Raw genomic sequence first — 14,564 nt, forward strand, 5'->3', positions numbered from 1 at the left:
TCATCCGTGCGACCGTCAACTTCCGCCCATTTCCGCTGGCGAATCGATCAATCTCCCGAGCAAGTCCAGCAGAAAGGGTTCGGCCTGGACCTCGTAAAGGAACTCGCGGTCCTCCGCCACCGCGACCAACGCCTCGCCTTGCATGATGAGACTGCGCAACGGAACTCGTGCATGCGGTGCGCCGCGCACATAGAACATGCCCTGCTCGCGGAAGATCACCGTGAAGTAATCCTCCGGGTTGCCCTCCTCGAACCGGCCCACGCGCAGGGATTCGATCCGCCCCTGCTCGAACAGGACCTCAATGCGATCCCGACCGTCATGGCGCAAGACGACCGCCCTCGAGGCGATGTCCGCCATGGCGGAAAACAGAATGCGGTCGCAGGCCGCACCGCTGTCGACCTGGTATGTCTCGCCGGCCGCAACGAACCTGATCGTGCCACCATCGTCGGACAGCATGAAATCATCCGCCCGGACCAGTTCAGGATCCCCATAAGGGGCGACATCCAACCACAGGCCGGGCTCTTTTCCATGGACCAGGCCGATTCCCGTCACCAGTGCCAGCTCCGGCATGCGCGGGATGTAGGTCAATGCCGAGTTTTCGGGGTTGCTTACTTTCTGCATGAGCTGTACTTCATCAAGTATTCCCAAGCCTGCTTGGCCTTGGTGTTGTTGTCCAGTCCACTATCCCGCAATTGCCGCATACGCTCCGAGACATGCCCGAAGTCTTTGGCATCAATAGTGACGTAATCACGCACCTCCTTACCGATGGTAACCGGAAGCGTCACACTGGCCGCCCTTCCCTGTTGCAGGTAGTCGAAGATATCTGCCCTACATTTATTGCAAACAGGTGCCGGCCCTGGACCTTCCGGCACGTAACTTCCGATGACGTCGCTTATCACCACATGCTTGCCCTCGAAGCCGTCTCCATCGTTGAGAAACCATTTCAACCCGTTCACTTCGGCATGATGGACCCTAGGTACGCTTTTGAATACCCGGTCGGCCTCCACGCCATCTGGACCTATGATACGAATTCGTGCGGTGACTCCATCCACCGCCCACGGCATCAAGCCGAGCGGATCTATCCACCCAAGTGGATTGCGAACATAAGCATAGAAGTTGCTTCCACCACCGAGCGTGGTCGGGTCGATGCTAAGGTATTGCCCCAGGCCGGGGTCGTAGTAGCGGTACCGGTTGTAATGCAGATCGGTCTCTGCATCGTGGTACTGCCCCTGAAACCTAAGGGGATTGCGTACTGTACTTGCAGGATCAACTTCCACCCGTCCCCACGGCTCATAACGGCCACGCCAGACAGTGCACCCATCCAGATCAGTCAGGCGCGTCGGCGCACCATTGGGATCGACGTGATAGTGATAGATCTTGACTGATGCCCTTGTCTCCGTGGCGCGCACCGGAGCCTCTGCCATGCCGGCAGATTCCTCCACTACCGTATCGGCGGGCATCGATATTCCCGGATCCACCGGGACCGATCGCACACCGCCCAACACAGCCGTTCCTAGTGACCCAAGCCCCATGAGAGTGTCGCGCGCGCGACTTCCCGGAACACCCGTGCTCGAACGCTTGCGGAATCGGGCGTCGTTATCGGATGCCATGCCATGCGGAGAAGGCAACCGTTTACTTTTTTCATCATCTTCATGATCCAAGACAGGCTCGATCAAGGCCAAGGGAACGAAAGTGCCCGGGTAGTAAATGTACTCACGACATTTGGCAAGAATCTCACCAAGTTTACGCTCATGCCGTTTCCACTCGCCGATATCCACTGGATTGCTGACGCGAAGCACGGGCTGATCATTGCCGCCTTCGACAACCTCGGCCAGCACGGTTTCACCTTCCCAAAAAAACCAGGTAGTACGCCCCTCACACTTCTTGAAAACGCGCCTCCCGATTGCGTCGTATCCATACTCGATCACTTTTCCGCCACATATGCTCCTGACAAGGCGTCCAATCGGATCCCACTCAAAGATCGTCTCCTCGCCAGGTCGGGAGCCGTCACGGGAGACAAGATTGCCAACCCGATCGAATCGATAACGCCGCCCCTGCAGTCGCCCTTCTCGACACCAGGAACCAGGCTCCGGGAAACCACCTGCAACTTGTGCCCCCGGCAGTTCGATAATCCTTGTTTCCAGCCGATCCCCGGCTGTATCGGTGATAAAACGCTCCAGCCGCCCTTGCGGATCTAGATGCTCGAGCAAACGGCCAACCGGGTCGTAACGATATTCGTCCGCACCGCCATCGCTTTCGCTCCTTCGAATCAGGTTTCCACAAGCATCGTAGCTGTAGGCGACCGAAAATCTTTCAACTCCACCGACCAGCAATGCCTGCGATGATTTTCGCCGACCCTCGCGATAGTCGTATCGACGCTCCACGCCCACCGCAAGTGTTTCACATAGAACTCTTCCGGCCGTATCGCGCTGGATACTGATTGGCGTTGCCTCGTTGATACGCACTGAAACGACGTTTCCATCCAGATCGTACCCGTAATCGATCCGATTTCCAGTTGAGGTTTCGCGCTTAACGAGGTTCCCAACCAAGTCGTAGCCATACTGGACTTTGAATCCATCCTGACTCTCTTCGATCAAGCGCCCTAACGCATCGAACCTACGCTTTACCCAACGCGCTCCATTACGAAATTCCACCAAGTTGCCGCGACTGTCGTAAGAAAAACGCTCTTCCGACCCATTGGGGAAACCATGCTTCCGACTGAGCAGGCGACCGCTTCCGTCGGTACGGAATTCTACTCGTCGACCCAATGGGTCTAGGCTGGCACGCAACCTACCTGCAGCGTCGTACTCATAATGCCAACGCTGCCCCCAGTAATCGACCTCCGCTGTCACGCGGCCCAGCGCATCACGCTCTAGCAGGTAATTCTCACAGCGTTGATTGCAGACCCGTTCAAGACGCCCCTCGCTGTCGTACGCATAATCCACATGCGTACTGTCCGCATTGACGCGACGAGTCAACCAACCCACACCTTCGTAAGTAAAACGTGTCCGAGCACCATGGGGGTCGATGTAGTCGATCAGCTGATCTTCCGCATCGTAGCCGTAACGCGTACTCCCCGCCTTTCCAGCATGAACTGCGAGTACCCGTCCTTTCGGGTCGTACTCGAACTCGGTAACTGCCCCCAGCGGATCCCGCAAGCTCTTCAAGCGACCGAGCGCATCGAACTCGTAACGAACAACAGCGCCTTCAGGATGCTGCATTTGGCTCGGCAAGCCATATCGATCGTAATGCAGGGTCGTGATGGCATCACGTTCATCCTTGCGCGATGTCACTTGCCCTGCCTCGTTGTAACCGTAACTCACTATTCCGCCCAGTGGATCAATCTGCTCCACCAGACGCTCCAAGGCATCGTATGTCTGCCGCCACCGCCCTCCTTCGGCGTCCACGAACTCAATTACGTGATCCGCATTGTCGAACGCTTGCCGCACGCGACTTCCATCCGCCCGAGCGACACCGATGACATTCCCCCGCTCGTCATACTCGAATCCCGTCCGCAAGCCTTCCGGGTCCGTCACCGCCACGGTGCGGCCGAAGTCGTCGTACTCGAACACGGTGACGCCGTCGAGCGGATCGATCTCGCACAGCGGCAGGCGATGCTCGTCGAACTTCACCACCGTGGCGTGGCCGAGCGAATCGGTCAGGCGGGTCTCGCGGAGCAGGTCGTCGTATTCGAAGCGGTAGTCGTACAGTCCGCCATCGCCCCAGGAATGCACCACCCGCCATTGGGCGTCGTAGGCGTAGTGGAACGATAGACCGACCCGGTCGGTGTGGCGCACCATCCGGTGCTGGCGATACTCGAACGTGCGCGCCGCATCGAGCGCGTCCAGCGCCGCGACCAGGTCCCCGCCCGCGTAGCGGTAGGAGACCAGCGGATGGTTCAGGCCGGTGGCCGGGTCGTGCAGCTGCAATCGCTCGATCCGCCCCTGCCGCGCTTCCACTTCGATGAAACGCCCCTGCAGGCCGTCGATGCCGCTCTCGACGATGCGCACCAGGTGCCCGTCGCGGCGCTCGAAGCGCCAGTGGTTGCCGCAGGCATCCTCGATGCGCGCGATCGGTAGCGTGCGGTCGCCCGGCAGCACCGCCACGCCGGGAGCGGGCGCGTGTTCGAAGCGATAGCGGCGGCCGTCCTTGAAGCGCACCAGCAGATGCACGCCTTCGCGATACAGGCGCGCGCCGTCGACGAAATCCAGCACATGGTGGGCCATGCCGTCGCCGGCCGGCAGCTGGGGAAACAACGCCGCCTCGTCCGGCCCCGACAGCCAGGCGCTGCCGTCCGCCGACAACTGCAGCCGGATGTCGGCCGGCGTCTGCCAGCCATGGCCGCAGCTACCCGCATGCGCGGCCTCGCGCGAGCTGTACACGCGCCGCCACGGCAACGGCAGCCGCCCGGGAATCGAGAAGTCCTCGTGCGTCACCGAGACGCTGCCGTCGCGGATGTCCACCGGCTCGGCGCGCAGCACCTTGCACTTCAGGAATCCCGGCGGCAGGTTGCCCCACTTGGCCCTGCGCCAGTTGGCGAACGCGTCCAGCTTCTTGCGCACGAAACTGGCCTTGCGCAGCTTGCCGAGCCCGGCGAACAGGCCGCGGAACGCCAGCGCCGTCCATGACACCGTCGGCGGGCCACCCACCGTCACGTTGGTCGGGATCGCCACGTTCAACCCCGTCGGCAGCGACAGCGCACGCAACGGCTTCTTCGGCTTCTTGCGCCGGAACGGCACCACCAGGCCCACCAGGTTGCAGTCCAGCACCGGCATCGCCAGCCGCGAGAACGGCTCGCCGTCCGCCGACACCGTCCGGCTCCCCATGAAGATCTCCTCGCCGTCGAACTGCGGCCCCATCGGTGCGGCCATCGGCGGCGCCCACGCGCCCAGCGGGATGTGGATGTCCAGCCCGCCCGTGCCCGCCGTGGCCCGGTGCACGCCCCCCACCTTCACCGTCGAGCCGATGAACGGCAGGTAGTCGAACGGGTCCAGCACCAGGCCGATGTGCGGCGTCGGCAACGGGCACGGCGGCATCGCGTACATGTGGATGTCGATGCCCAGCTGCGGGTCGAAATGCTTGGCGGCGATGCTCATGTGGCTCCCTCGGCAACGTCTGTGTCGCGGCGCCGTCCTGGCGCGCGGGTTCCCGTCAAGGCGGGTCGTCGTCCAGGCCCACCAGTTCGGGCAGTCCGGCCTCGCGGCGCTTGGTGACGATGTACTGCACGTACCACTCCGGGTTCTCGCTGTTGCGGCGCACGGACTTGATGATGCGCAGCCAGCGGTCGTTCCAGGTACCGCCGTCCGAGAGCCGGTGGCCGCGCCGCTCCATCGCGATGTTGGCGTCGTAGGCCATCGCCGCGTCGGCGCGCTGCCCGGGGGTGTCCAGCAGGATCGTCTTGCCCGTGCCGTCGCGCCGGTAGTCGATGCCGCTGCCATTGCCGGAGAACGCCTTGGCGCAGGCCCCGAGCAACAGGGCCGCCAGGCCAGCGGCGATCAGGAGCCAATACCAGATGTTCATGCGCACGTGCCTCCGTCCTTCAGCCATTCGGGAACGTCGGTCCGGGGAAATCGCCGGTACCCAGGCCCAATCCGTTCTGATTATGGATGCCCACGGTCCTGATCGGATTAATGCGGCGTACCTGCGAGACCCACTGCCCCGGGTTGTTCGAGGCGTACAGGGGCGCGATGTCGCCGACCGGCTGGATGTAGCGCCATTCGGCGAGGTTGGCCCCGTTCAGCGCTTCGGCCGCGGTGTTGTAGCTCACCGCCGGGCTGCGCAGCACCACGGTCGATCCCGGCGGGATGTGCGCGGCCGAACGCACGACGGTGGCGGCGCCCTGGCTGTGGCCGACGATGGTGACCGGGTGGTCGAGCTGGCGCAGCCCGTCGATGAAACCCTGGGTCAATGGATCGCCGCCGCGCCCGAACTTCTGCACCGCGGTCTCGAACACGTCGCCCATGCCGCCGATCGGCCCGCGCAGGAAGCCCGGTATCCACCGCGGCAGGCCTTCCGAGAAGCTGGGGTTGTAGTAGTAGGCGACGCCGCGGCTGTTCGCCAGCTCCACCGCGGCGTCGCGGCTGCCCATGATGCCGTTGGTGTAGATCACGTCGTAGTCGTTGACGTTGCGCGAGTCGCCTTCGGGAAAGATCCACTCGCCGCGCCGGCACGGAGCGAGGCCCAGCGGATCCATCCAGCGGAACGGATTGCCGTGGCCGTAGTCGTAGAGGTTCTCGCCGGCGGCGAGCAGCATCGGGTCTGCGCCGGCATAGCACCCGACCTGCGGGTCGTAGTAGCGCGCCAGGTTGTAGCAAAGCCCGCTCTCGGCGTCGTAGTACATCCCCGGCAGGCGCAACGGCTGCGCCAGGCGCGCATCGCGCAACCGTGCCCGCACCTGCCCCCACGGCGCCGAAGCCGCGGCCCAGGCCAGTTCGCCATGCGCATCCAGCAGGCGCAACGGACTGCCGTTGACGTCGTTGCAGTAGTAGTAGATCCGCCGCACTTGCAGGGTGCGCGAAGCGGGCGCGGAGGCGTCCACCGCATCCGCCGCACCGGCCTGCGCAGGTCCGGCCGGCTTCGCGGCATCCGGGCCGGACCGCACCGGGGCACGCGGCGCATCGTTGGCCGGGGATCTCGATGGAAACAGCGTGGCGCTGCCCAGGGCCCCCAGCGTCCGCGCGGCCGGCGGGGCGCCGGCGGGCCGCGCCGGTTCCTCGGTGGGACCGTCCGTGGCTGGCGGGCCGGCAGGGCCCGGCGCTCCTCCCAGCCGCATGCCGCCGCCGAGCGTCGCGCCCAGTCCGTTGCTCGGTTCCTGCCGCGGCCGGGCCGGGCCGGCAGGTGCCTGCGGGATCGGCTTGGCTGGCGGAAGCGGCTCTTGCGGGCTGGCGCCGGTCCTCGCCTCCGGCGCGGGCGCCCGCACTTGTTCGTTGCCTGCTGCAGCGGCGGGGACCACCGTCACCGTCTCCGGCACGATCAGCAGCAGGGGTTCGTAGCCATGCGGCCGGTACACGTATTCGCGCACCTGGGCATGCAAGTCCTGCAAGCGCTTGCGCCGCCGCCGCGCCTCGTACAGGTCGGCGACATTGCCGTCCCACAACGACGAGGGGGCGGGATCGTCGCAGGTCACCTCGCCCAGCAGCACGTCGCCATCCCAGAAGAACCAGGTCGTGGCCTGCGGCGTGCGCTTGCAGACCCGGCGGCCCAGCGCGTCGTAGGCGTAGCGGGTGGCGTCCTGCCGGCCTTCCCAACGACTCTCGACCAGGCGCTGCTGGGCATCCCAGCGCAACGAGAGCGTCGGCTGGCCGGCCTGCCGGCGCAGGCTGCGCGCCACCAGGTTGCCGGCACGGTCGAAGCGATAGCCGATGCCGTCGCACTCGCCTTCCCGCCACCATTCCTCGATCGCGCCGGCGTCCGCGCCCGCCACGGCCCGCCGCGCCACGACGCGGGTGGCCAGGCGATTGCCCGCCGCGTCGTGCGGGAAACTCCGCTCCCCCTCCATCGCACTGTCGTGCGCCACGAGCCTGCGCGCGACGTCGTAGCCGTAGCGATCCTCGCCGAACACCGAATCCTGGCGCGCGACGGCATTGCCGGCGGCGTCGTACTCGTGCGCGATCGCGAACAGTTCGCCTTGCGCGCCCTGCCACTGTTCCAGCGCGACCATGCCGGACAGGTCGTAGCCGAGATTGCGGGACAGGTGCTCGCCCAGGCGTTCGAGCACGGTCTGGTTGCGCCGGTTGCGCACGCTCTCCAGGGCGTCCTCGCCGTTGACCCGCATCCGCTGCAGGCGCCCGAGCGGGTCGTACTCCATCGCCAGCGTGTTGCCTGCATCGCTGCTTCGGCCGACCCGGTTGCCCACCGCATCGTAGGCATGGCGCACGGCGAAGCCGTTCTGCACTTCGCTGAGCAAGCGCCCGGCGGCATCGTATTCGCACAGGACATGGGCTGCCGCATTGCGCGCTTCCAGCAAGCGGCCCTCGCGGTCGTAGCGCAAGTGCTCGGCATGCCAGCGCTGCGGATCGGCGTCATCGCGATGGCGGCGCCGCACGACGCGCCCCATCGCGTCCAGCTCCAGGTGCACGCTGCGTCCCAAGGGATCGATGGTGCGCACGACGCGGCCCGCGGCATCGCGCTGGTAGCGGCGGACCTGCCCCCAGTAATCGACCTCGGCGATCACGCAACCGCGCGCATCGCGCTGCCACGCGTAGGTCTGCCCGTTGGGATCGACCAACTCGCGGATGCGGCCTTCCTTGTCGTAGCGGTACTCGGTGGTCGCGCCGTCGGGCCGTACCCGCCGCGACAGCCAGCCCAGCCCCGTGTAGTCCAGGCGGGTCGATGCGCCATCCATGTCCAGGTGGCGCACGAGCTGTCCTTCGCCGTCGTAGTGGTACTGGCTGCGCCTTCCGTCCGGCGCCTGCACCGCGCGCAGACGGCCGGCCGCGTCGTGCTCGTAGACGAAGAGGTTGCCGCCCACGTCCCAGCGCCGCAGGATGCGCCCGAGCGCGTCGTGCTCGGCGCGCTCCTGCTGGCCCAAGGCGTCCTCGCGCAGCGCCAGCTTGCCGTAGCGGTCGTAGCGTAGCCGGGTGACATGGCCCAGCGCATCGGTCGTCTCGGCCAATTGCCCGCTGGCGTGGTAGGCGAAGCGGGTGGTCGCGCCGAGGGCATCGGTCATCGCCGCCAGCAGGCCCCGCTCGTTCCACTCGAAGCGGGTGGCCGCCCCGCATCCGTCGATGCGCTGCAGCAGCCGGTCGTCGTCGTCGAACCGCCGTTGCAGCGTGCTGCCGTCGGGGCGGCGCCATTCGAGGAGATTGCCGCGTTCGTCGTAGGCGAAACCGTGGCGCAGGCCATTGGCGTCGGTCACGGCGACGGTCCGGCCGGAGCCGTCGTACTCGAACAGGGTGACGCCGTCGAGCGGGTCGATCTCGCACAACGGCAGCCCCGCGCCGTCGAACTTCACCACGCTCGCATGTCCGGCGGAATCGGTGACGCGGGTTTCCCGCAGCAGTTCGTCGTATTCGAAGCGGTAGTCGTACAGCCCGCCGTCGCCCCAGGAACGCACCACCCGCCATTGGGCATCGTAGGCATAGTGGAACGACAGACCGACCCGGTCGGTGTGGCGCACCATCCGATGCTGGCGATACTCGAACGTGCGCGCCGCATCGAGCGCGTCCAGCGCCGCGGCCAGGTCGCCGTCCGCGTAGCGGTAGCACACCAGCGGATGGTTCAGGCCGGTGGCCGGATCGTACAGTTGCATCCGCTCGATCCGCCCTTGCCGCGCTTCCACTTCGATGAAACGCCCCTGCAGGCCGTCGATGCCGCTTTCGACGATGCGCACCAGGTGGCCGCCCTGGCGCTCGAAGCGCCAGTGGTTGCCGCAGATGTCCTCGATGCGCGCGATCGGCCAGCGATCCGACCCGGCCGCCTGCTCGAACCAGTAGCTCACGCCATCCTTGCAGCGCACGACCCAATGGCCTTCGCGCTGCGACAGCCTGGCGCCCTCGACGCATTCGAGCACCACCTCCCTGCCCTGCGGCAATGCCGGGAACAAGGCCTCGCCGGACGAGTCGTGGAAGGCGACCCAACCATCGCCCTCCAGCACCAGCCGGATATCCGCCGGCGTGCGCCAGCCATGGCCGCAGCTGCCGGACTCGTCGCGATTGGACCGATAGGCGCGCACCCAGGCCAGCGGCAGCCGACCGGGCACGCTGAAATCCTCGTGCGTCACCGAGACGCTGCCGTCGCGGATGTCCACCGGCTCGGCGCGCAGCACGTTGCACTTGAGGAAGCCGGGCTTGAGGTTGGAGAACACGCTGCGGCGCAGGTTGCGGAACGCCTCGGCGGCCCGCGCACCCAGCCGCGAGCGGCGCAGCTTGCCGAGCCCGGCGAACAGGCCGCGGAACGCCAGCGCCGTCCATGACACCGTCGGCGGGCCACCCACCGTCACGTTGGTCGGGATCGCCACGTTCAACCCCGTCGGCAGCGACAGCGCACGCAACGGCTTCTTCGGCTTCTTGCGCCGGAACGGCACCACCAGGCCCACCAGGTTGCAGTCCAGCACCGGCATCGCCAGCCGCGAGAACGGCTCGCCGTCCGCCGACACCGTCCGGCTCCCCATGAAGATCTCCTCGCCGTCGAACTGCGGCCCCATCGGTGCGGCCATCGGCGGCGCCCACGCGCCCAGCGGGATGTGGATGTCCAGCCCGCCCGTGCCCGCCGTGGCCCGGTGCACGCCCCCCACCTTCACCGTCGAGCCGATGAACGGCAGGTAGTCGAACGGGTCCAGCACCAGGCCGATGTGCGGCGTCGGCAACGGGCACGGCGGCATCGCGTACATGTGGATGTCGATGCCCAGCTGCGGGTCGAAATGCTTGGCGGCGATGCTCATCGATCGTCCCCTCGCGAGCGCGCTACAAGGCGCGCAACAGCGCGCGCAGGAACTGCTTGACCTCGTCGCGGTACTCCACGCCGATCCAGGCCACCACCGCCATGCCCAGCAGCACGGCCACGCCCATCACCATCCATTTGCTCGAACTCATGCCGCCGCTTCCGCGCTCCTTTCTCCGTTCTGGGTTTGGCCGGACGCCTGCAACAACGGCGCCGGGTCGGGCAAGGGCTGCATCGCCGGCGGTTCGCTCCAGGCGGCCACTTCGTGGTCCAGCGGATGCTGGATCGCCGGCAGGCCGTTCCAGGCGGGATCGAGGAACTCGCGTCCCACCGCGACCACCTTGCGGAAGAATTCGTCCCCGCCCTGGATCAACTGCTCGCGTTCCCGTCCGGCGCGATGGAAGGCCTGCTCCAGCGCCGCCTGCAGCTCGTTCTCGATGCGGTCCAGTTGCGCGGCGGGCGGGCGCGGGCCGAGCGCGGCGGCCTGCTCGTCGGCGTGCCGGTGCAGTTGGGTGGCCTGCGCCAGGTAGGCGGGGACCACCTGCTCCAGCTTCTTCGCGCGGGCCTTGTCCTGCAGTTGCAGCAGTTCCCACAGCACCTGCGGCAAGGTGGTGGCCTGCCGGTCCTGGACCGACAGCGGCTTGGCGGCGCGCACGGCTTCGAGCAGGTGCTCGCGCGCGGCATCGCGCTGGCCGTGCTGGAGCAGGCACCACCCCGCCATGCGCCGGCCCTCGATATCGAACATCGGGTGCGGGATCTCCGCGGCCGACTGCGCGGCCGACAGGTAGGCCTGCGCGGCGCGCTCGGGCTGCTGCGCGGCCAGCCAGCAGCCGGCCTCGCCGAACCAACTCTGCATCGCCAGTTGCGGCGCGGCGGCATGGCCCAGCGCGGCGGCCGATTGCGCGGCGCTGCGCGCCTGGCGATAACCGGCGATCGCCTGTGCATGGTCGCCGCCCTTCAGCCAGGCGCCGGCCACCATCATCTGCACGGCGGCCTGCTGGTCGTGCCAGCCATGGCGCTGCGCCAACCCCAGCGCGCGCTCGGCGCGCTCGGCGACCTGCTGCGGGCGGCCGCGCTCGATCAGCAGCATCAGGTCGGTCAGCAACTGCCGGTACATCACTTGCGGACCGCTGCCGCCGGATTGCGCCGCGGTATCGCGCGCCAGGTCGAACATGTCCACCGGCGCGGTGACGATCGCGGCGTTGTTGCCGTGGCGGTCCAGCAGCGGCTGCCAGCGCGGCTGCTCGCGGCTGTCCACCAGCACCAGCCGCAGCTGCGGCGGCAGCACCGCCAGCGCCGCCTCGATCCATCGCTGCAGGCCTTCCTCGTAGCTGGCCCGTTCCGGCTCCAGCACCACCGCCAGCAGGCGCAGGTGCTCGCCATGGTGGCGCGCGAAGTCCTGCCAGACCTCCACGGTGCCTGCCGCGGTATCGGCATGCGCCGGCTGCGGGCCGCGCCAGCCCAGGGCCACGCCCTGGTCGCGCAGTTCCGCCTGGCTGCCGAGGTAGCGTTCCAGCAACGCCTGCTTGAGCGCGCGGCTGTAGCCGAAACCGGTGTCGAACGGCGTGTCCAGGCGCAGGAAGTAATCGGGCACGCTCCAATCGCCCTCGTGCTCCTGCATCTGCAGGAATGCGGCCAGCAGGCGCGCGGCGTTGGCCGGCAGCCGCCACACCAGCAGCCGTTTCGCCGGATCGGCGCTGGCTTCCAGCCAGGCGTCGCGCAGTGCCTCGACGCCGCGCAGCATGGGATTGGATTGCATCGGCGGTCTCCTGGCCGGTTCAGCAGTTGAGCTTGATCTCGCTGCCGTTCACCGACACGCCGCCGGCGTTGATGACCACTTCCGAGCCGCCGGCGCTGATGCGGATCTCGCCGTCGACCACCTCGATGAAGGCGCCGCCCACCGCCGCGGTCAGCTTGGTCCCCGACGCCAGCGTCATGTCGCTGCCCGACATCTGCTCGTGCTTGCCGCTGACGCCCTGCTCGAAATCGCCTTCCACGCCGACCGTGCGCGCTCCCTTGTTGGTGTCCTCCACGGCGCCCTCGACGCCACGCCGGTCCAGCCCGACCACGGCCACCTCGCGCCCGCCCTGCAACGTCTCGGACAGCTTGCCGACCACCTCGCGGGTCGAGGTGCTGGTCACCGTCTCCTTCCAGCTGCCGGTGCGCTGGCTGACGTAGTCGCCGGTCAGCGTGGTGGTGAAGTTGCCGGTGATGGTCTCGGTGTAGCCGGCGGAGGCGATCGTCTTGGTCTGCCCGGCCTGGTAGTTCTGCGTCACCGCGCCGGTGACGTTGGTGGTGCGCGTGCCGGTGACGCCCAGCGTGTCGTTGCCGGTGACCGTGATGCCGCGATTGGCGCCGACGGAGATGTCCTGGTTGGCGCCCACGCTCATGTTGTGGTTGGCGGCGACGCTGGTGGACTTGTTGTTCTGGATGGTCGCGTTCTGGTCGTTGAGCACGGTGGTGACCATGTCGCGCTGGGCGCGCATGTTCAGCAGCTCGCCGCCGGCGCCGTCGTGCATGCTGATCTCGTTCCAGCCCTCGCCCTTGACGGTCTTCGACTTCAGGCCGCTGACCTCCATGCCGAACGGCGGCATGTTGTCCTCGTTGTAGACCCGCCCGGTGATGATCGGGCGGTCCGGGTCGCCGTCGAGGAAATCGACCACCACCTCCTGGCCGACGCGCGGCGGCGACACGCCGCCCATGTCGGCGCCCGCCCACGGGCTGGCGCTGCGGATCCAGCACGAGCTGTTCTCGCGCCTGTCGCCCTGGCGGTCCCAGTGGAACTGCACCTTGACCCGCCCGTAGCGGTCGGCGTGCAGTTCCTCGCCGGGCGGGCCCACCACCGTGGCGGTCTGCGGACCGGGCATGCGCGGCCACGGCGTGCGCCGCAGCGGCCGGTACGGGATCTTGCGGCGCAGCACCTCGGCGCGGATTTCGTGGCTCGGCGACTCGGCGTCGCCATAGTCGCTGGAGAAGTTGTTGCGTCCCTCGCGCTGCAGCTTGACCACGAAGAACTGCCGGTCCTCCTCGCTACGGCCGATGAAGTCCGGATAACGCTCCAGGGTGAAACAGCTGCCCGCCTGAAGCCCGGCGACGTTGCCCTCGCATTCGAACAGCTTGGTCGGCCATACCGCTTCCTCGCTGCGCACCGCCGCCAGCGCCGTGCCGACCTGGCTGTCGGCGAAGCGCGCGGCGCCGTCGTAGCGGTATTGCTCCAGCTCCGGCAGCGCGCCCATCGGGATGCTGCGGCCGTTGCTGGCCAACAGGGCGCTGCGCGGCTGCTTGAAATCGAAGCTCTTCAACGACTGCGCGCTGGGCCCCACCCGGCGCCGCGCGCCCCAGCGATGCAAGCCAGGACGCGCCAGCACGCCCTGGTCGGAGACGAATTCCACTTTGGCCGGCTCGCCATGGGCGGTGCTGGCGGTGGAATCGTCGCACAGCACCAGGGTGTGGCCCTGGTCGTGGTGGCGGAAACCGTAGTGGATGCCGGCATCCTCGAGCAGGCGCGAGACGAAGGCGAAGTCCGACTCGTTGTACTGCACGCAATACGGCAGCTTGGGCAGGCGCCCGGCGTTGAGGTCGAACTGGTAGTCGGCCAGCTGCGGGTAGGCGTCGAACACCTGCTCGACGATCTCCAGCACGCTCAGGTCCTGGAAGATGCGGCAGTTGCTGGTGTAGTCCAGGAACGCGAACCAGGGCGCGATCTCGGCGCGATAACTGCTCAGCTGCGCCTCGCTGCCGGTGCTGGCGAACTCGCGCACGTACCCGTGCACGCTGCGGCCGCCGAACTCGTCGCCCAGTTGCAGGCGCAGCGGCTGGCCCACCAGCTGCTTGAGCTCCAGCCGCGATTGGCCCGACAGCAGGTCGATGCGGTAGGAGAACGGTTCCGAAACCGCCTCGCTGCCTTCGAAGCGCTTGACCAGGAAGGTGTCCGGATCGAGCACCGTATCGACGCGGATCAGGCGCCGGTCCTGGTTCAGGCGCGTGAAGGCGTCCAATGGCGTGAGAGCGGCGGCATGCATTGCTGGCGTTCCTTCGTCCCATGACCGGAAGCCGCAAATTTGCCATCGCCGACATGAAACGCCAAGATTTTGACGCAGCTTTTTTCCGCACGGCTTGCTGAATCCATTCAGTGCCGCGAAAGCTGCGATGGCCGTCACACCGACGGCCATCGCGCGGGCGCG

The 14,564-nt window shown here is 67.1% G+C and carries 7 protein-coding genes; all 7 read right to left on the bottom strand.

All coding sequences use genetic code 11. From position 1 onward, the window contains the following. Positions 1–15: 15 nt before the first annotated feature. The 7 genes from FD678_RS10770 to FD678_RS10795 are packed head-to-tail and all read right to left on the bottom strand — an operon-like array spanning position 16 to position 14,402. On the bottom strand, positions 16–621 hold the full coding sequence (locus tag FD678_RS10770; protein WP_140722837.1) for a hypothetical protein: 606 nt from the start codon (positions 619–621) through the stop codon (positions 16–18). Beyond that, positions 609–5,096, bottom strand: a complete 4,488-nt coding sequence (locus FD678_RS10775) for an RHS repeat-associated core domain-containing protein (RefSeq protein WP_140722840.1) — start codon at positions 5,094–5,096, stop codon at positions 609–611. The genes FD678_RS10770 and FD678_RS10775 overlap by 13 nt, the downstream gene beginning before the upstream one ends. A 55-nt stretch (positions 5,097–5,151) precedes the next feature. After that, the gene (locus tag FD678_RS10780; protein WP_140722843.1) at positions 5,152–5,520 is read right to left on the bottom strand and encodes a hypothetical protein; all 369 of its coding nucleotides are present in this window, start codon (positions 5,518–5,520) and stop codon (positions 5,152–5,154) included. A gap of 19 nt (positions 5,521–5,539) precedes the next feature. Continuing rightward, positions 5,540–10,381, bottom strand: a complete 4,842-nt coding sequence (locus FD678_RS10785) for an RHS repeat-associated core domain-containing protein (protein ID WP_140722846.1) — start codon at positions 10,379–10,381, stop codon at positions 5,540–5,542. Between the two features lie 22 nt (positions 10,382–10,403). Next, the gene (locus tag FD678_RS20610) at positions 10,404–10,532 is read right to left on the bottom strand and encodes a hypothetical protein (protein ID WP_256661910.1); all 129 of its coding nucleotides are present in this window, start codon (positions 10,530–10,532) and stop codon (positions 10,404–10,406) included. After that, on the bottom strand, positions 10,529–12,139 hold the full coding sequence (locus FD678_RS10790) for a hypothetical protein (RefSeq protein WP_140722849.1): 1,611 nt from the start codon (positions 12,137–12,139) through the stop codon (positions 10,529–10,531). Before FD678_RS10790 ends, FD678_RS20610 begins: the two co-directional genes overlap by 4 nt. A gap of 19 nt (positions 12,140–12,158) precedes the next feature. Continuing rightward, positions 12,159–14,402, bottom strand: coding sequence for a type VI secretion system Vgr family protein (locus FD678_RS10795; RefSeq protein WP_140722852.1), 2,244 nt, complete (start codon positions 14,400–14,402; stop codon positions 12,159–12,161). Positions 14,403–14,564 lie beyond the last annotated feature (162 nt).

Origin of the sequence: Pseudomonas sp. Hp2 (genome assembly GCF_006386585.1) — a bacterium.
Classification (GTDB): Bacteria; Pseudomonadota; Gammaproteobacteria; order Xanthomonadales; family Xanthomonadaceae; genus Pseudomonas_S; species Pseudomonas_S boreopolis.

What these genes read in the sequence shown, in the direction of transcription:
- FD678_RS10770 (WP_140722837.1), bottom strand. Translation starts at nt 621, where the DNA reads ATGCAGAAAGTAAGCAACCCCGAAAACTCGGCATTGACCTACATCCCG.
- FD678_RS10775 (WP_140722840.1), bottom strand. Translation starts at nt 5,096, where the DNA reads ATGAGCATCGCCGCCAAGCATTTCGACCCGCAGCTGGGCATCGACATC.
- FD678_RS10780 (WP_140722843.1), bottom strand. Translation starts at nt 5,520, where the DNA reads ATGAACATCTGGTATTGGCTCCTGATCGCCGCTGGCCTGGCGGCCCTG.
- FD678_RS10785 (WP_140722846.1), bottom strand. Translation starts at nt 10,381, where the DNA reads ATGAGCATCGCCGCCAAGCATTTCGACCCGCAGCTGGGCATCGACATC.
- FD678_RS20610 (WP_256661910.1), bottom strand. Translation starts at nt 10,532, where the DNA reads ATGAGTTCGAGCAAATGGATGGTGATGGGCGTGGCCGTGCTGCTGGGC.
- FD678_RS10790 (WP_140722849.1), bottom strand. Translation starts at nt 12,139, where the DNA reads ATGCAATCCAATCCCATGCTGCGCGGCGTCGAGGCACTGCGCGACGCC.
- FD678_RS10795 (WP_140722852.1), bottom strand. Translation starts at nt 14,402, where the DNA reads ATGCATGCCGCCGCTCTCACGCCATTGGACGCCTTCACGCGCCTGAAC.